Source organism: Phaeobacter sp. HS011, assembly GCF_018101215.1.
Classification (GTDB): Bacteria; Pseudomonadota; Alphaproteobacteria; order Rhodobacterales; family Rhodobacteraceae; genus Phaeobacter; species Phaeobacter inhibens.
In genome coordinates, this window is the sequence record NZ_JAGEUF010000001.1 from 266,575 (window position 1) to 282,784 (window position 16,210).

Sequence of the window (16,210 nt, forward strand, 5' to 3'; positions counted from 1 at the left end):
CGATCTCCGTCGTCGGCCCGTTCGACCTTTTGACACCTGCAGTGGCTGATACCGCTGCGGGTGTTTTTTACGTGCAATTTCACATCATAGCAATGCGGCGTGGGAGAGCACAGCATAGGCTGCAACCCCGGCAACCATGGTCCAGATGACATTGTTTGTCAGCGCCGCGATACCGAGAGCAATGGCCGCTGCGACCCATGTCTGGGGCGGTTGGTTTGCCAAGGATGTCGCAACCAGCGAGATCACGATCAAGCCTGGCAAATGCCCCAGCAGCGGGGCAAAGCGTGATTGCTGCACCCGATTGCCTGCGACCAGCCCAAGAACCCGGATTCCGAAGGCCAGCGCCGCAAGGGTCAGAATTAATCCCCATTCGTTAAATGTCATTGCGCCGGTACCTTTCTGCGCGGGTTAAGGAGAAGAACAGCAAGGCCGGTCAATGTACCGATCATTATGGCGTAGGCTGTGGGAACCTGTGCGACGACCAAGGCGAAACTGGCAACAAAGCTTGCCGTCCAAGGCGCGAGATCGCCAGTTCCTTTCCACAGGCCTCGGGCCATCGCAATGAAGGCAGCCGTAAAGGCAAAGCCGAGACCAAAGCGCTCCAGATCGCCGAAACTTGACCCGACCAGCGCGCCGAGGGCCGTTGACAGGGTCCAGACCGATATCATCACGCAGCCAGAGCCGATCAGGAAAGCTGCGCCAATCTGCGGGTTCTTGGCCCGCTCTGCCATCGTCAGGGCCCAGTTTTCATCGCCGGTCATGTGGATCGCCAGCAGTTTTTTCCACAGCGGCAGCCCGTCCAGCAGCGGTATTAGCGAGGCCACGATCCCGATGTAGCGCAGGTTCAGTGCGGCACCGGCCAGCACCGCGCCGAGAAGGGCCGAGCCGCTGGAGAATTGTTCAACCGCAACAATCTGCGAAGAGCCTGCGTGAACCAGACCGCTCATCGTGGCGATCCCCCACCAGGGAAAGCCGATCTGGGCTGCCAAAACCCCAAAAGCAAAACCATAAAGCGATGCGCCCAGTGCCAGTGGCAGGATTGCCAGCGCGCCTTGGGTCAGTGAAGCGGTATGTCGTTGCGGTGTGTGATGTGTCATTCCATGGGTTTATCACCAGTGAGTGATGCGCCATATGGCCCATGATCTTATATTGTGATACCTTCAGATCATTATTTTGGAGAATGTGATGCATGATGATCATGTGGATTCTGCGGACCGCATGTTGCTGACACAGCTGCAGAGGGACGCACGTACAACGGTGCAGCAGATGGCTGAGAGAAGCGGTCTGTCCACGGCCTCGGTCCAGCGCCGCTTGCGGCGGTTGCGCGAGGCAGGTGTCCTGCAGAAGGAAGTCGCGCTGGTTGATCAGCAGAAGGTGGGCCTAGGCGTTACCGCGATTGTTTCGGTGGAATTGGAACGGGATCGGCTGGAACAGATTGACGCGTTCAAACGAAAGGCGCGGATTGATCCGCAGGTGCTGCATTTTTACTGCATCGCGGGGGATGCCGATTTTGTCATGGTTGTGGTGGCGCCGGACATTGCGGGCTACGAGGCATTCACCCATCGGTTTTTCTTTGCTGACAGCAATGTGCGTAAATTCCGCACCTCAATTGTGATTTCGACGGAGAAAAGCACACAGGAGCTGCCGCTGGATATTTAGGGAGCTGACCTTGCCGTCTGTGCGGCGGATCGCAGATCAGCACGGTCAGGTGCGCGGGTGAAGATCGTCGACCACCACCGGGTGCCGATGGTTCGGCCCATGGCCATAGGTAGCCAGATGTGGGTGATCTGCGGGCAGGTCAGGGTGATCATGCGTAGCGGCCTCAGCCTGATGCGCGAGACCGCCATCGTCGCGCCAAAGCCTTGCGGCGAGCAGCAATCCGCCGCCTGCGAGCGTCCCCAGCAGCAGAAACGTGGCGTCGAACCCGGCGCGCGCGCCAATCTGCCCGGCGAGTGGATAGGTCAGCAGCCAGCAAGCGTGGCTGAGCGCAAACTGGGCCGCAAACAGGGCGGGGCGATCCTCGGGAAGGGCAGACCGCCGCAGCAATCGGCCGGTCGGGGTCTGGGCCAAGCTGAAGCCAAATCCGAGCAGGGCCCAAAGAACCACCAGAAGACCAAAGCTGTCGGCCCATGGGCCGATCCACAGGCCGATGGTCAACAGCGCGCCACCCGCCAGCATGGGCGGGCGATCCGGCATATGATCCAGCACCCGTGGCAGCAGGAGGGCGGCCATCATTGAGCCGCCGCCAAAGGCCGCCAGTGCGATGGCAACCTGAGGTTCGTTGAGCGCGAAGTGACCCTTGACCAACACAACGGTGTTGACGATGACCATCGAGGAGGCCGCTGCAACCACCAGATTCAATGCCAGCAGACCGCGCAGTCTTGGGGTGGCGAAATAGAGCCGGATACCGCGCGTTGTGCGGGTCCAGATGCTGCGTGGGGGGCTGGGCTGCGGCGACGGGATCGGCACCGAGACCACCAGCAGAGCGGAGGCAAGAAACCCGATCACGGTTCCGGTAAACAGCACCGGGAAACTAACGACGGTGAGAAGGGCTGCAGCAAGCATTGGCGACAGCAGACTTTCCAGATCATAGGCCAGCCGTGACAGAGATAGCGCGCGGGTATATTCGGCTTCATCAGGCAGCACATCGGGAATGGTGGCCTGAAAGGTTGGCGTGAACCCGGCTGAGGCCGCCTGCATGAGAAGGATCAGACCGTAAATATGCCAGATCTCGGTGACGAAGGGCAAAGCGAGCGCAACAGCGGCGCGGATAAGATCGAGCGATACCAACATGACGCGTCGCGGCAGTTGGTCTGCAAGGGCGGAGGCGATAGGCGCCAACCCGACATAGGCCAGCATCTTGATCGCAAGTGCGGTGCTAAGAACAACACCTGCCTGCTCGCCAGCGATCTGCCAGGCCAGCAGGCCAAGCGCGACCGTGGCAAGCCCGGTTCCCAGCAACGCGATGATCTGGGCAGCTAGAAGATGGCGATAGCTTCGATTTGCGAGAACAGAGAGCATGCCGACCCAGGGTACGTTATTGTCAGGATATGAGTCGGTTCGCCCATCTGATCCGCTCGTCGCTGACCCTAGCTGTCCGCCGGTGATGAGGCAATCGCGGCGCGAACCAGCTCAGCACTGTTTCGGGCTTGAGATTGCAGCCAGCTTACAAGTGTCCTGACCTCCGGGCGGTGGCTGTTGCGATCAGACGGCAGTACCAGATGATGCCCATGCTGGGTCGAAAGCTCCACAGGGCTGGCGCGCAGCAGCGTGCCACGGTCCAGATAGGGGCGCGCAAACACATCGGCCACCAAGGCGACCCCCAGACCCCGATCGGCAAGTTCAAGGGCAATCAGCGACTGGTCGACTTTGTAGGCTGGTTCAGGGATTGCGGCCTCTGGGTTGTGGCGCGCAAAGAAATGACGCCAAGTGTCGACGACACCGGTCATTTCAATCAGCGGCAACCTGTGCAGATCGGGATAAGGTGCGCTGCCAAGCAGGCCGGGTGCGGCAACCGCAATCACCTTGTTCTGCATTAATGGTACGACGGCTCCATCGCGCCAGCTGCCATCGCCATAGCGAATGTCGATATCGATGGCTTCCCCTTGGGACAATTCGCTCCACGAGGACGACAGCACCCGCAGCCGACTGTCAGGGTAACGTGTTTTGTAATCCTCAAGCAGCGGCATCAGCCACAGAAGGTTCAGCGAGGTAAGACAGCGGAGCGTCACCTCCTGCTGGACCCCGTTGCCAAAGAGATTCCAGGTGGTGGCGCCGATATCCGCAAATGCTTTGGCCACGATTGGAAGATAGGCATGTCCCAGACGGGTCAGGCTGAGCAATTTGTGGTCGCGGTGAAACAGCTTGTGCCCCAACTGCGCCTCTAGCCCGCGCACCTGATAACTGACCGCTGAGGGGGTGAGGCCGAGCTCCTCCGCAGCCTGTGTGAAACTGCCGTGGCGGGCGCTGGCGTCAAAGGCGCGGAGCCAGGTCATTGGGGGGAGATCACGATACATGCGGTCAGAATACCCTCGCTGCGAATTTTTTTAAGGTGCTGACGAATTATTTTTCGTTTCTGGATTTGTCGCATGCTTTGTAACGATCTGACGACAGGAGATATGCGAGCGGTCGGGCAAGTGACGGGATTTGATTACATTGTTATTGGTGCGGGATCTGCTGGATGTGTGCTGGCGGACCGTCTGAGCCGATCCGGGCGGCATAAGGTGCTGATCCTGGAGGCCGGCGGGCGCGGGCGCTCTCCCTGGATTGCGCTGCCGTTGGGGTATGGCAAGACCTTCTTCGATCCGGCGGTGAACTGGAAATACGAAAGCGTGCGCGAGGAAGCGCTGGCCGGGCGCGCAGGGTATTGGCCGCGCGGCAAGTGTGTTGGCGGCTCCGGCGCGATCAATGCGCTGGTCTATGCGCGGGGATTGCCCCAGGATTTTGACGATTGGGAGGCCGCAGGTGCCACAGGCTGGGGCTGGACGTCCGTCCGGCAGAGCTACGAGGCGATGGAAACTCAGGTTGCGCCGGATGGACAACGCCGCGGGAGCGGCCCGCTGCATGTGCAGGATGTGTCGGATCAGATCCATCCGGCGAACCGGCATTTTTTTTCGGCGGCGGCTGAACTGGGACTGCCAAGAACCGATGATATCAATGATCCGGGTGGCGAAGGTGCGACGGCCTATCGGATCAATACCAGCGGCGGACGGCGGATGCATTCCGCAAGGGCGTTTCTTACCCCTGCGTTGAAACGTAAAAACGTGACCTTGATGACTGACGCACTGGTCGAACGGATCACCTTTGAGGGGCGCCGCGCTGTTTCGGTTCAGGTGCGGCGGCGGGGAAAATCCATGTCGATAGCGGCGGGACGGGAGATCGTTCTTTCTGCGGGCGCGGTTGCTTCGCCCGGGCTGCTGCAAAAATCCGGCATTGGGCCTGCGGAGCTGTTGCGGCGACATGGAATTGCGATCGTTGATGATCAGCCGCAGGTTGGCGGCAACCTGCAGGATCACTTGGGGATCAACTATTATTTCCGCGCCACCGAGCCGACATTGAATAACGTCCTGTCGCCATTGACGGGGAAGATCCGCGCGGCGCTGCACTACGCCCTGTGGCGGCGGGGGCCGCTGGCGCTGTCGGTGAACCAATGTGGCGGCTATTTCCGAAGCGCGCAGTCGCTGACGCGGCCTGATCAGCAACTCTACTTCAACCCGGTGACCTATACGACAACACCGGAGGGCACGCGCGAGGTGATCCGGCCTGATCCCTTTGCCGGGTTTATTCTCGGCTTTCAGCCGAGCCGCCCGACAAGCCGGGGGCGGATCGATATCTGTAGCGCTGATGTTAGCGCAGCACCGCTGATCCGGCCCAATTCGCTCGCAACCGAGGAAGATCGCTCACAGGTCATTGCCGGTGGGCGGCTCTGTCAACGGCTGGCCACAACCCCGGCGCTGGATGGTCTGATCGAAGCGGCGATGGGGACGGACCTGCGACAGATGGCGGATGCGGATATCCTATCTGATTTTCGCGAACGTTGTGGCACGGTGTTTCATCCCGTCGGCACTTGCCGGATGGGCACAGATGCCAGCACGAGTGTTGTCTGTCCGAAGCTGAAACTGCATGGGCTTGACGGTGTTCGGGTGGTGGATGCCTCTGTCTTTCCCAATATCACTTCGGGCAATACCAATGCCCCGACCATGATGCTGGCCCATCGGGCCGCGGATCTTATTCTGGAGGCGACATGACCACGCCCTATTCAGCATCCGGCGCCGTCCCCGTTGGGGCCGGTCGTGGCAAAGAGGACAGCGGTCCCCGAATACGTCGTATTGAGACCTTTTGCAGCCCACTTGTCGGCTTTGTTCGGGTGACCTCTGAGGATGGGCGGCAGGGCTGGGGGCAGGTTTCGACCTACAACAGCGATCTGACCTGCGAGATCCTGCATCGGCAAGTGGCACCTTGGGCTTTGGGGCGGGGTATGGATGCGATGGAGGCGGTGATCGCGGAGATCCCGTTGCGAGAGCACAAATATCCCGGCACCTATTTGCGGCGTGCGATGGCAGGGCTTGATACAGCGGTCTGGGATTGGCGCGGTCGGGTGGCGGAAAAGCCTGTTGCGGAATTGCTGGGGGGATCATCGGGTCCGATCCGCGCCTATGCGTCGTCGATGCGCCGCGACATCACGCCCAAGGATGAGGCGGAGCGGCTGAAAGCGCTGCGTGATGATTTCGGGTTTGATGCCTTCAAGGTGCGGGTTGGCGCCGAATGTGGCGAAGATCGCGACGAATGGCCGGGGCGGACAGAGGCAATCATTCCCCAGATTCGCACGGCTCTGGGGGAGGGGGTGGCGCTCCTGGTTGATGGCAACTCCGGGTTCTCGCCCAAACGCGCGATTGAGGTGGGGCAGCTGCTGCAGGATCACGGATATGAGCATTTTGAGGAACCCTGCCCCTATTGGATGCTGGAGCAGACCGCAGAGGTGACTCGTGCGCTGGATTTGAACGTTGCAGGTGGTGAGCAGGATTGGGATTTGCAGACCTGGCACCGTATGATTGAGATGCGCGCGGTTGATATCATTCAGCCTGATATTCTCTATCTAGGTGGGATGACGCGGAGCATGGAGGTTGCCCGGCTTGGCGCTGCGGCCGGGCTGCCGTGCACGCCTCATTGCGCAAACCTGTCGATGGTGACGCTGTTCACGATGCATATGATGCGCGCCGTTGATCTGCCCGGGCGCTATCTGGAGTTCTCCATCGAGGGCGAGGACTATTACCCCTGGCAGCGCGATCTCTTTGTCACCGATCCGTTTGTGATCTGCGATGGGCAGGCCACGGTCAGCGAGGTGCCCGGGTGGGGCGTCGAGATCAATCCTGAGTGGCTGGCCACGTCGAAATACACCTGTAGTGAGGATACCCCATGAGCGCTGATGGATTGATTGCCGCCTATTTTGATACCGGAGCGCTGCCCGATCTGCCGCGTGATCATTTCATTGATGGGCGCGCTGTTGCGCCCGGAGCCGGGGGGCGGATGGAGAGTTTCGACCCCGGACGGGGCACTGCCTTTGCTGACTTTGCTGCGGGCGATGCGGCTGATGTCGATCATGCGGTGACCAGCGCCGTAGCAGGATTTGAGATCTGGAGTGCCACACCTCCTGCGCGGCGATGCGCCATCCTGAACGAAGCGGCCCGGCTGATGCGGCACGAGGCGGAGCATCTGGCCGTTGTCGAATGCGTGGATAGCGGCAAGACGCTGGCGGAGGCGCGCGGCGATATCGCGGGGTCTGCCCGGTTGCTGGAGTATTACGCCGGTGCTGCGGACAAATTGGATGGCCGCAGCGTGAACCTCGGCAATGACAATGCCGCGTTCACCCTGCGTGAACCGGTGGGCGTGACCGCGCATATCGTGCCGTGGAACTATCCGACCTCGACCTTGGTTCGCGGGATTGCACCGGCGCTGGCGGCAGGGTGTTCCGCGGTCGTTAAACCGGCAGAGACAACGCCGTTCACGGCCCTGATGATTGCCGATCTTCTGATCCGGGCGGGGTTGCCTGCGGGCGTGGTCAATGTGGTGACCGGCACCGGAATTGCTGCGGGCGCGCCGTTGGTACGCGATCCCCGTGTGCGGCATGTCACCTTCACGGGTTCGGTGGCAACTGGGGTTGGTGTGATGCAGAGCGTGGCCCCCAACGTGACCGGGCTGACGCTGGAGCTGGGGGGCAAATCCCCTCTTGTTGCCTTTGGTGATGCGAATGTGGACGCTGTGGTTGAGGGCGCATTGTGGGCGATTTTCTCGAACGCGGGGCAGATCTGTTCCGCTGGTTCGCGGCTGGTGATCCACCGCAGTCTTCATGCAGAAGTGCGCGACAAGCTGGTCGCGCGGGCGCAGAGGCTGCGGGTTGGCCACGGGTTGCGCGGGCCGGATATCGGAGCGGTAAACTCAGCCCGGCATTTGGCGCAGATAGACGATCATGTGAGCCGCGCCCGGACGCGCGGGGTCGAGATTGTTACCGGTGGCGAGATTTTGACCGATGTTGAGAGCGGGAAGGGCTGGTTCTATGCACCAACCATTCTGGATGACCTTGCAGCCAACGATGATGCCGTCCTGCAGGAGATTTTTGGCCCTGTGTTGGCAATTCAGGTCTTTGAGGACGAGGCTGAGGCGCTGGCACTGGCCAATGGCACCGAGTTTGCGTTGGCTGCCGGTATCTATACCAAGGATATCGCGACCGCGCTGCGTATGGCCCGGCGGGTTGATGCCGGGCAGGTGACAGTCAATGACTATTGGGCGGGCGGTATTGAGCTGCCGTTTGGTGGCAATCGAAAATCGGGGTTCGGGCGAGAGAAGGGGCTGGAAGGTCTGGATGCCTACACCAGAAGCAAGGCAGTTACGTTGGCCGTTTGACCGATTGCGCTAGGGTTGGGTGCAGAATTGATGAAAATCGACAAAAACACTCGCCTTTGTGGTTGCAGCGGCGTCGGAGTCGTCCCATGTGTGTGCGAGATGCCCGGTAACGCATAAGGTCAGATATGCCCAAGACGCCCAGCCCCTGTATTGATGTCTGTAAATTCAAACGTGAGGGTCACTGTATCGGCTGTTCGATGACCAAAGCGCAGAAGTCACTCTTCAAGGGGTTGAAGAAGGACAGCCATCGGCGGGCTTTTGTCACAATGCTGACCTCGCAGCAGGGGCAGTTGGGTAAATACACTCATTGGGATATCGCCTACCGCAAGAAGCTGGTGAAACGAAAAATCGCGGCCGAGGAGATCCTCTGACCGCGATCAATCTAGTGTTGCCCAACCTGATTTGGTGAGGCTTAGCCTGCAAGATGTGAGCGCAGGAACCAGGCGAATTTTTCATGTGTCTGACCGCGCGCGATGCAGAGATCCTCGGTCAGTGTGTCGCCGTGATCGGCGGCCAGTGCACCACAGCCAGCGAGAGTTGAGGCCAACGTCTCCTGTGCCTCCATCATGATGCGGATCATTTCCTGATCTGTGGCATGGCCGTCATGCTCGGCCACTTTGGAGCGTTTCAGCATCCCGGCCAAGGTCCCTTCGGCATGGACGTCCAGTGCGCGCACACGCTCCGCCAGATCATCTTGTCCGAGGAAGTGATCTTCGTAGATCTTTTGGAACAGATCATGCAGAGGGCCGAATGCCATGCCTTTAACGTTCCAGTGAAAATTCTGGGCCAGCATCGTTGTGACAGCGGTTTCTGCCACGGATTGGTTCAGGGCGTCGGCGATTGCGGTTTTTGCATCGGTCGAAAGTGCAGCAGCGGTCTGTGTCATCGTGTTCCCCATTATTCCGTAATAAAATAGCTGGCTGGCAGGAAGCTGGCTTGCTGTAAGCCATATAATACCCGACAAGACGCATAGATCAAGAGTTTTTAGAACGATTCTAAATCTTAGGAAATTGCTCGGAAATACGGCCCAGTAAAAACCCGATGTAACGGCGGCGGGCGGGGTCAATTTGCGACCTCAGCAAAAATCCGAGGCTGTCATAATCCTGCGCGGCAACCCGCGACAGACAGCGCAAAACCCAGGCTTCGTCGAATGAGATCTCCGTGGTGCCGGGGCGAAACCACTTGATTCGGCGGGGTAGGGCTTCAGGCAGGCATTTTACGAATGTGTCGATATAGGTGCGTCTGGCGTCTTCCCCATCGACGCAAAGCAGGGCGCAGGCCTCGAACAGGTCAGTGCGTGCCGCAGCTCGGCAACCCATCGCGGCAAGACGCAAGGTGTTGAGAATGCTATATTCATGTTCGTTGAACACAGGCGTTTGGCGCAAGTCATCAGGGGCCTGCGCTTGCGGCAGGGGCAATGTCTGCACTGGCATCATCGGTGGTGGATCCGTCTGCTGAAACCCGCGTTCGGGCGTTCTGAATAATTCCTGACTAAATATATTGGTTTTAGGTCTGCTCACAAGAGGAGAAGGCCCGCTTCCTGCAGAATTCACGCATCGCGCATTGTTCGGCGCGGATGGCAGAACTGGGGTTAGGCGCGGTTTTCGGCGACCAATGTCAGCAGCTCTTCCTTGGTCCGGGAAATATGCCGGGTCAGGGCGGCACAGGCGGCATCGATATCGCGCGCTTGGGCCAGGGCCAGGAGATCGCGGTGCTCTGCCTTGGCGGGTTCGCGCTGTTTCATCACACTCAGATGCATGCGGATGAACCGGTCGGAATGGAGGCTGAGTCCCTGCAGCACCTCATTGGTCAGTTTGCGCTCAGCCGCAGCATAAAGTGCGGAGTGATAGCGGTGATTCAGCGCGCCCCAAGTGGCGACGTCATCGGCGTCATAGGAGGCGTCCATCTCATCCAGGATCTGGCTGCATCGGGCGAAATCCGTTGTGGTCATCGCGGGGATCGAGCGGCGAAACAGATCGACCTCGACCAGAATGCGCAGATCAAAGATCTCCGCGATTTCGCGTAGCGAGTGTTTGGTTACCGTGGCCCCGCGATTGTTCGTGAACAGCACCAGCCCTTCGGCGTCCAAGCGCTTCAGCGCCTCGCGCACCGGCATGCGCGACACGTCATATTCTTCGGCCAAGGCCTCCTGACGGATCGGTTCACCTTCCGCCAGTTCGCCGCTCAGGATGCGTTCACGCAGATCGGCGGCGATAACGTCGGGAAGGGTATTGCGGGAGATGGCACGCCTAGCTGCCATTGAGACCTCATCAGTGGTGGTTGCGTTTGCTGCCTTCCGGCTGCGATTGGTCGGGTGTGCCCTGTTGTGGCCGACCGATCAAGTAGATCGGCATCAGGCGCCCCAGGTGTCACTGAGGCGATAGCCTGTTGGCCAGGGATCGTCAGGGTCCAGCATGTGTTGGTGGGTGCCAGTGATCCACCCCCGGCCGCTGATCTCTGGCACGATTGCAGCGACATCGCCCACAGTGGTCTGCGCCGCGATCCGGCCCTTGAAGCTTGAGCCGATGAGAGAAATCGCCTCGAAGTCCTGATCCGCGGTCATCTGCCCCTTGGCGAGCATCAGAGCCATCCGGGCTGAAACCGCGGTGCCGGTTGGAGAGCGATCGACCTTACCCGGCTGGATGGTGACGGCTGAGCGACTGCGCAGACCTGTTGGGGTCGACGTGAGCGGTCCGCAGAATGCGCAGAAAGAAATGTGAGCCCAGTCCGGGTTGGTGGGATGGGCAAACCCCAGCTGCTCATTTGCTGCATCAAGGATGCGGCTGCCGATCTGAGCCAGCGTTTTGGCTTCCGCCTCGCAGATCTCAAGTTCCAGATCCGCAGCCTGAACCACCACAAAACTATCGCCGCCATAGGCGGTATCTACATGTAGCGTTCCGATCCCCGGGACATTCAGCGGCACGCCTATTTCGCGGGCAAAGCTGGGGACATTTTGAACGTAAATGCGTTCCGCCTTGCCGTCCCTGCAATCGGCGCGTACGCGCACCAAGCCACCGGGCGCCTCCAGTGTCAGATGGGTCTCTGGCTCCTGCATCGGCAGGATGCCACTGTCCAGAAGGACGGTGGCAACGCAGATCGAATTTGATCCCGACATCGGGGGCGTGAACTCGGGTTCCATGATGATGAAGCCCATATCGGCATCCGGATGCTTCGGTGGCACGAGAAGGTTCACATGTCGAAACACGCCACCGCGCGGTTCATTTAACACGAAGTTCCGCAGGGTCTGATCCTCTGCGATGAAAGAGCGCTGTTCCCAGAGGGTGGCGCCCGGCGGCGGGGCGACGCCGCCAACAATGACATCCCCTACTTCTCCCTCGGCATGAGCGGAAATCACGTGTACGGTCTTTGTGCTGCGCATCGGGCCTCTCTGAGGTTTGAAACAAGGAAAACGCCTGGATTGGTAAACTATAGGTCATTTATGATGTAGCACTTCAATAAATTTTAGTATACGTTTTCCTGGTACTCGCAGTTTCGCTATCTGCAATCCGCCCCGAATGATCAGTCTGATGTCTCTGGGCGGTATGATGCGAGGCTCGCCGTAACTTTCAGGATATCGACATGGACGTCTCAGGCACGCGCAAACCAGTAACGAACAAAAGAAGCCGGAAGAAAGACAACCCTGAACAGTTGGGCCATGCCATCCGCCGCCGTCGCAAAGCGATGGGAATGACGATGGTGCAGGTTGCCGAGGAGACCGAACTGACGCCCGGATTTATCTCACAGGTGGAGCGCGGCATCAGCACGCCGTCGCTATCGTCTCTGTTGTCGATTGCTGCTTCTCTGCAAACCACCGTGGAACAGCTGTTGAGTGTCGATGAGGAATTTCGGGAATATATTCATAAAGATAATCGGCATACCTACGCATTGGGCGTAAACGGGAGGCTCTACGAAAAACTGGGGCCGGGGTTCTCCGGCGCGCTGTGCTATCCTTCCATCATTCATCGACCTCCCGGCCACGTGTCGGAGAAGATGTGCCATGAGGGGGAGGTGTTCTGTTACCTGATTTCGGGACAGCTCGAATATCATCTGGGCGATGCGGTACATATCATGTCACCGGGGGACACTGTCCATCATGACTGCTCAAAACCACATTATTCGATTGTGTTGAGCGATGAAGAGGCTGTCGAACTTTGGGTCAGCACCATGCCGATGAAGAGCGCGTCGCACTGAGCTGGTTGCCCGGATCAGACTTTCATCAGCCGAATAAGGGCTCTGATCCCCTCGCGACATGTTTTGCTAAAAATAATTTTAGTAATTTTAAAACTCGCGCTATGCTCCTCCCCATGAGACGGAGAATCGATCTGGGAGGATCTCACAAATGACAAGAAAACTGGTGGCGGCTGCAGCCGTCCTGACCACAGCATTGACCGGGCCGGCTTTGGCGCAGGATCGCGGTGGCGTGCTGAATTTTGCCCGCTATGATGGCTCCACGCTGATTGATCCGATCTATGCAGACCGGAACCCAGATATCTGGATGGTTGGCAGCCTGTTTGACACGCTGTTGCGCTCCAGTCAGGATGGGAATTCCGTCGTACCTGGCCTCGCCGAAAGCTATGCTGTGTCTGACGATGGCACTACCGTGACGCTTACCTTGCGCGAGGGCATCAAGTTTTCCGACGGGACGCCGCTCACTGGTGAAGATGTGGTGTTTTCGCTGAATCGAGCACGCGATGCTGATCTAAGTCCTTGGGCAGGTCTTCTCGGAACATTGGATACAGTTGCCAATAATGGAAATGAGATCACGCTGACGCTTTCGGCGCCTGACCCCACGATCCTGTCGATGCTCGCCACCTTCACAACCGGCGTTGTCTCCAAGGCGCGGTTTGAGGCCGCCGATGGCGCGACCGATCAGGAGAAATCCGCAGCCATCTTTGCCGCAAAAAGTACTGGCGTTGGCACCGGACCCTTTTACCTCTGTGGGTTCGAACAGGGGACCTCAATGGATTTCTGCGCCAATGAGCACTACTGGCGCGCTGGTGCCGACGGCAAACCGCTGCCCTATCTGGACGGTGTGCATTTTGAAATCATTCCGGATGATGCCACCCGAATCCTGAAGCTTCAGGCGGGCGAGATGGACGCGGCAGAGTTCATCCCGTTCTCGCGCGTGGCCGAGCTGGAAGCGGATCCGAAGATTGACATGAATCTGTTCCCCTCAACCCGGATCATCTATTCGCCGATCAATACGCGCCCGACGCGGGCGGATGGATCGCCCAACCCGCTGGCTGATGCGCGCGTGCGCCAGGCGCTGAACTATGCCACCAACAAGAAGGCGCTGATTGGCCTGGTGCTGCAGGGGGCTGGCAAGCCGATGACCTCGCCGCTGATGGCGGCGGCGACGCAGTTGGCCACCGAAACGGATCCGCTCTACGGCTATGATATGGACAAGGCAAAAGCGTTGATTGCGGAGGCTGGTCTGGCGGCGGGCACTGAGATCACCTTTACCACCCTGGCCGGATCCGCCGATGACAGTACCATCTTTGCAGCGCTGCAGCAGATGTGGGCGCCTTTGGGCATCCAGCTGAAGGTGGAGCAGGTGGACAATGCCACCCGTGGTGCCAAAAACCGGTCGGGTGAGTTCGACATCCACACCTATGGCTGGGTCAATGACGTGAATGATCCAAGCCAGGTTACCGGCTGGCTGGGCTATTTCCCAACGGCGAAGGCGGTTGGCACCGGCTGGGAGAACGAGAAGTTCAACAGCCTGTTCGAAGCCTCGGCGACGGAAATGGATGCGGACTCGCGGGCCGGCCAATACGCCGAAATGCAATCAATCTATGCAGAGGCGGCGCCATTGCTGTTCATGTATGAGACGCCGTTTGCCGTAGCCCTGTCCGAGACTGTCAGCGGATATGTGCAGACACCGTTGGGCAACAACCTGTTCGAGGAGGCGTCGATCAGCCGCTGATCGACCGCTTTGGACAACCACGCGCCGTCAGCCTCGTGGCTGGCGGCGCCGATGAACGGATGCCGAAATGGCCACTATTCAGTATATTCTCAAGCGCCTGGCACTGATGGCCGTGACCTTCTTTCTGGTCATGATCATTATCTTTTTGCTGGTACGCTTGTTGCCAGGAGACCCGGCTATCGCCATTGCAGGGGACCGTGCGTCTGACGCCGATCTGGCTGCTATTCGTGAACGATTGGGACTGAACCAACCCCTGGTGATCCAGTTCTGGCAATTCCTGTCGAACACTGTTCAGGGGGATCTGGGGCGTTCGATCCTGATGCGCGCACCGGTGATGGATGTGATTGCCAGCCGCCTGCCGACCACGCTGTTTCTGACCACCTATGCGGTGGCCTTGTCCGTGCTGATTGCGGGACCTCTGGCTTTTGTTGCTGCACTTAACCGGGGGCGCTGGCCAGATGCGGTGATCCGGACGGTCTTTCAGGTCGGTCTGTCGATGCCGGTGTTCTATATCGGTTTGCTCTTGCTCACCTTTCTGGCGGCACAGCTGCGCTGGTTCCCGGTGGGCGGATATGGCGACAGTTTTGCAGAGCGGCTCTATCACCTGTTTCTGCCATCGGTGGCGGTGGCGCTTTATACCTCTGCGATCATCATGCGGAACCTGCGGTCGGCCATCGTTGAGGTGGTGGATGCGGAGTATGTTGAATTCGCCCGCGCCAAGGGGTTGTCGGCCTGGCAGATCCTTGGACGGCACGTGCTGCGGAACGCGCTGATTTCCACGGTCACGCTGCTTGGCCTGTCCATCGGCAATTTGATGAGCGGCACCCTGGTTACCGAGACGGTGTTTGCGGTGCCGGGGGTAGGCCGGTTGATGCTGGAGGCGATTTTTGCCCGTGACTATCCGCTGATTCAGGGGCTGACCCTGACCTTTGCTGTGCTGGTGTCGATCGTATTCCTGCTGACCGATCTGATCCAGAGCGCTCTAGACCCGAGGATGCGTCTGACATGACTGATGCCACACTCCTGTCGCCCGAGGCGACACGCCCGCAGCAGAGCCGGTGGCAGATTGCCCTGCGCAAACCCGGTTTCATGATTGGTGTCGCCATCATCGCAGTCTCGACGCTGCTGGCCATCGCGCCGGGCCTGTTCGCCCCATATGATCCGAACTTCATCGATTATAACGCGGTGCGGCAGCCGCCGAGCTGGGCGCATCCCTTTGGCACAGACATGCTGGGCCGGGACAGTTTGAGCCGGGTCATCTCGGCCTATTCGGTGAATATGCAGATGGCGGTTCTGGCCACGGTCTTTGCGATGCTGATCGGTGTCACAATTGGCGCATTGGTTGGATATTATCGTGGTATCGCGGACATGATCTTTGGTCGGGTGGTGGATGCGGTCATCACCTTTCCGTTTCTGGTTCTGGTGATCGCGGTTGTTGCCGTTCTGGGGCCGGGACTGATCAATATGTATATCGCCATCACTGTGGTTGGCTGGGTGTATTACGCGCGCCTGATGCGTGCCGAGGTGATCACCCAGATGGGCAATGACTATGCTTCGGCGGGGGTGGTCATGGGGTATTCTGACCGGCGGGTTATTTTTCGCCACCTGCTGCCCAATGCGATCACCCCGGTGATTGTCTACTGGATGACGGATATGTCGCTGGCAATCCTTCTGGGGTCATCGCTGGGATACCTCGGTCTGGGGGCGCAGCCGCCGCAGGCTGAATGGGGTGTCTTGATTGCCGAAGGACGCAATTTCATCACCACGGCTTGGTGGCTCAGCCTGATGCCGGGCATCGCCATCGTGCTGACCGGGATCGGGTTCTCGCTGATCGGCGACGGGCTGGCTGATCTGTTGCGGCCTCGCGGTTGAGGGGAAAGAGAT

At 59.3% G+C, this 16,210-nt stretch carries 17 protein-coding genes; 9 read left to right on the forward strand and 8 right to left on the reverse strand.

Translation table 11 applies throughout. The annotated features are described in order from the left end of the window. Window positions 1–84: 84 nt before the first annotated feature. The gene (locus tag J4721_RS01260) at window positions 85–384 is read right to left on the reverse strand and encodes an AzlD domain-containing protein (RefSeq protein WP_014881647.1); all 300 of its coding nucleotides are present in this window, start codon (window positions 382–384) and stop codon (window positions 85–87) included. Continuing rightward, window positions 381–1,097, reverse strand: coding sequence for an AzlC family ABC transporter permease (locus J4721_RS01265; RefSeq protein ID WP_014881648.1), 717 nt, complete (start codon window positions 1,095–1,097; stop codon window positions 381–383). Before J4721_RS01265 ends, J4721_RS01260 begins: the two co-directional genes overlap by 4 nt. An 88-nt stretch (window positions 1,098–1,185) precedes the next feature. Here J4721_RS01265 and J4721_RS01270 point away from each other — a divergent pair, with 88 nt between their 5' ends. Continuing rightward, on the forward strand, window positions 1,186–1,659 hold the full coding sequence (locus J4721_RS01270) for an Lrp/AsnC family transcriptional regulator (RefSeq protein WP_211001929.1): 474 nt from the start codon (window positions 1,186–1,188) through the stop codon (window positions 1,657–1,659). Window positions 1,660–1,704: 45 nt separating this feature from the next. Here J4721_RS01270 and J4721_RS01275 read toward each other — a convergent pair whose 3' ends face one another. Beyond that, entirely contained in the window at window positions 1,705–3,021 is a 1,317-nt protein-coding gene (locus J4721_RS01275; protein ID WP_211001930.1) for an MFS transporter, read from the reverse strand. A 68-nt stretch (window positions 3,022–3,089) separates the two neighbouring features. After that, window positions 3,090–3,995: a LysR substrate-binding domain-containing protein gene (locus J4721_RS01280; protein ID WP_247655752.1), complete on the reverse strand. Its 906-nt coding sequence runs from the start codon at window positions 3,993–3,995 to the stop codon at window positions 3,090–3,092. Between the two features lie 93 nt (window positions 3,996–4,088). Here J4721_RS01280 and J4721_RS01285 point away from each other — a divergent pair, with 93 nt between their 5' ends. The 4 genes from J4721_RS01285 to J4721_RS01300 all read left to right on the forward strand — a co-directional run bounded on the left by J4721_RS01285 (window position 4,089) and on the right by J4721_RS01300 (window position 8,771). Next, window positions 4,089–5,747, forward strand: a complete 1,659-nt coding sequence (locus tag J4721_RS01285) for a GMC family oxidoreductase (protein ID WP_211001932.1) — start codon at window positions 4,089–4,091, stop codon at window positions 5,745–5,747. After that, the gene (locus tag J4721_RS01290; protein ID WP_102859735.1) at window positions 5,744–6,919 is read left to right on the forward strand and encodes a mandelate racemase/muconate lactonizing enzyme family protein; all 1,176 of its coding nucleotides are present in this window, start codon (window positions 5,744–5,746) and stop codon (window positions 6,917–6,919) included. The genes J4721_RS01285 and J4721_RS01290 overlap by 4 nt, the downstream gene beginning before the upstream one ends. Then, the gene (locus J4721_RS01295) at window positions 6,916–8,400 is read left to right on the forward strand and encodes an aldehyde dehydrogenase family protein (RefSeq protein ID WP_102859736.1); all 1,485 of its coding nucleotides are present in this window, start codon (window positions 6,916–6,918) and stop codon (window positions 8,398–8,400) included. Before J4721_RS01290 ends, J4721_RS01295 begins: the two co-directional genes overlap by 4 nt. 125 nt (window positions 8,401–8,525) lie before the next feature. Beyond that, on the forward strand, window positions 8,526–8,771 hold the full coding sequence (locus J4721_RS01300; protein WP_102859737.1) for a DUF1289 domain-containing protein: 246 nt from the start codon (window positions 8,526–8,528) through the stop codon (window positions 8,769–8,771). A gap of 41 nt (window positions 8,772–8,812) precedes the next feature. Here J4721_RS01300 and J4721_RS01305 read toward each other — a convergent pair whose 3' ends face one another. From J4721_RS01305 to J4721_RS01320, 4 genes are all read right to left on the reverse strand, one after another. After that, the gene (locus J4721_RS01305) at window positions 8,813–9,286 is read right to left on the reverse strand and encodes a Dps family protein (protein WP_014881656.1); all 474 of its coding nucleotides are present in this window, start codon (window positions 9,284–9,286) and stop codon (window positions 8,813–8,815) included. A 109-nt stretch (window positions 9,287–9,395) separates the two neighbouring features. Next, on the reverse strand, window positions 9,396–9,953 hold the full coding sequence (locus tag J4721_RS01310) for a hypothetical protein (RefSeq protein WP_254682771.1): 558 nt from the start codon (window positions 9,951–9,953) through the stop codon (window positions 9,396–9,398). A 38-nt stretch (window positions 9,954–9,991) separates the two neighbouring features. After that, window positions 9,992–10,660 carry a GntR family transcriptional regulator gene (locus J4721_RS01315; protein WP_014889224.1) on the reverse strand — a complete coding sequence of 223 codons (669 nt, stop codon included), beginning with the start codon at window positions 10,658–10,660 and terminating at the stop codon, window positions 9,992–9,994. A gap of 93 nt (window positions 10,661–10,753) precedes the next feature. Next, window positions 10,754–11,779, reverse strand: a complete 1,026-nt coding sequence (locus tag J4721_RS01320) for a proline racemase family protein (protein ID WP_014881659.1) — start codon at window positions 11,777–11,779, stop codon at window positions 10,754–10,756. Window positions 11,780–11,979: 200 nt separating this feature from the next. Between J4721_RS01320 and J4721_RS01325 the strand changes: the two genes are divergently transcribed. The 4 genes from J4721_RS01325 to J4721_RS01340 all read left to right on the forward strand — a co-directional run bounded on the left by J4721_RS01325 (window position 11,980) and on the right by J4721_RS01340 (window position 16,198). Further along, on the forward strand, window positions 11,980–12,591 hold the full coding sequence (locus tag J4721_RS01325; RefSeq protein WP_211001933.1) for a helix-turn-helix domain-containing protein: 612 nt from the start codon (window positions 11,980–11,982) through the stop codon (window positions 12,589–12,591). A 148-nt stretch (window positions 12,592–12,739) separates the two neighbouring features. Continuing rightward, a complete protein-coding gene (locus J4721_RS01330; RefSeq protein ID WP_102875425.1) occupies window positions 12,740–14,326 on the forward strand; it encodes an ABC transporter substrate-binding protein in 1,587 nt (528 codons plus the stop codon). 67 nt (window positions 14,327–14,393) lie between these two features. After that, window positions 14,394–15,335 (forward strand): ABC transporter permease, encoded by a 942-nt coding sequence (locus tag J4721_RS01335; protein WP_014881662.1) that lies wholly within the window; start codon window positions 14,394–14,396, stop codon window positions 15,333–15,335. Further along, window positions 15,332–16,198 (forward strand): ABC transporter permease, encoded by an 867-nt coding sequence (locus tag J4721_RS01340; protein WP_014881663.1) that lies wholly within the window; start codon window positions 15,332–15,334, stop codon window positions 16,196–16,198. The genes J4721_RS01335 and J4721_RS01340 overlap by 4 nt, the downstream gene beginning before the upstream one ends. Window positions 16,199–16,210 lie beyond the last annotated feature (12 nt).

Excerpts from the sequence above, each read along its gene's own strand:
- J4721_RS01260 (WP_014881647.1), bottom strand. The coding sequence starts at position 384 with ATGACATTTAACGAATGGGGATTAATTCTGACCCTTGCGGCGCTGGCC.
- J4721_RS01265 (WP_014881648.1), bottom strand. The coding sequence starts at position 1,097 with ATGACACATCACACACCGCAACGACATACCGCTTCACTGACCCAAGGC.
- J4721_RS01270 (WP_211001929.1), top strand. The coding sequence starts at position 1,186 with ATGCATGATGATCATGTGGATTCTGCGGACCGCATGTTGCTGACACAG.
- J4721_RS01275 (WP_211001930.1), bottom strand. The coding sequence starts at position 3,021 with ATGCTCTCTGTTCTCGCAAATCGAAGCTATCGCCATCTTCTAGCTGCC.
- J4721_RS01280 (WP_247655752.1), bottom strand. The coding sequence starts at position 3,995 with ATGACCTGGCTCCGCGCCTTTGACGCCAGCGCCCGCCACGGCAGTTTC.
- J4721_RS01285 (WP_211001932.1), top strand. The coding sequence starts at position 4,089 with ATGCTTTGTAACGATCTGACGACAGGAGATATGCGAGCGGTCGGGCAA.
- J4721_RS01290 (WP_102859735.1), top strand. The coding sequence starts at position 5,744 with ATGACCACGCCCTATTCAGCATCCGGCGCCGTCCCCGTTGGGGCCGGT.
- J4721_RS01295 (WP_102859736.1), top strand. The coding sequence starts at position 6,916 with ATGAGCGCTGATGGATTGATTGCCGCCTATTTTGATACCGGAGCGCTG.
- J4721_RS01300 (WP_102859737.1), top strand. The coding sequence starts at position 8,526 with ATGCCCAAGACGCCCAGCCCCTGTATTGATGTCTGTAAATTCAAACGT.
- J4721_RS01305 (WP_014881656.1), bottom strand. The coding sequence starts at position 9,286 with ATGACACAGACCGCTGCTGCACTTTCGACCGATGCAAAAACCGCAATC.
- J4721_RS01315 (WP_014889224.1), bottom strand. The coding sequence starts at position 10,660 with ATGGCAGCTAGGCGTGCCATCTCCCGCAATACCCTTCCCGACGTTATC.
- J4721_RS01320 (WP_014881659.1), bottom strand. The coding sequence starts at position 11,779 with ATGCGCAGCACAAAGACCGTACACGTGATTTCCGCTCATGCCGAGGGA.
- J4721_RS01325 (WP_211001933.1), top strand. The coding sequence starts at position 11,980 with ATGGACGTCTCAGGCACGCGCAAACCAGTAACGAACAAAAGAAGCCGG.
- J4721_RS01330 (WP_102875425.1), top strand. The coding sequence starts at position 12,740 with ATGACAAGAAAACTGGTGGCGGCTGCAGCCGTCCTGACCACAGCATTG.
- J4721_RS01335 (WP_014881662.1), top strand. The coding sequence starts at position 14,394 with ATGGCCACTATTCAGTATATTCTCAAGCGCCTGGCACTGATGGCCGTG.
- J4721_RS01340 (WP_014881663.1), top strand. The coding sequence starts at position 15,332 with ATGACTGATGCCACACTCCTGTCGCCCGAGGCGACACGCCCGCAGCAG.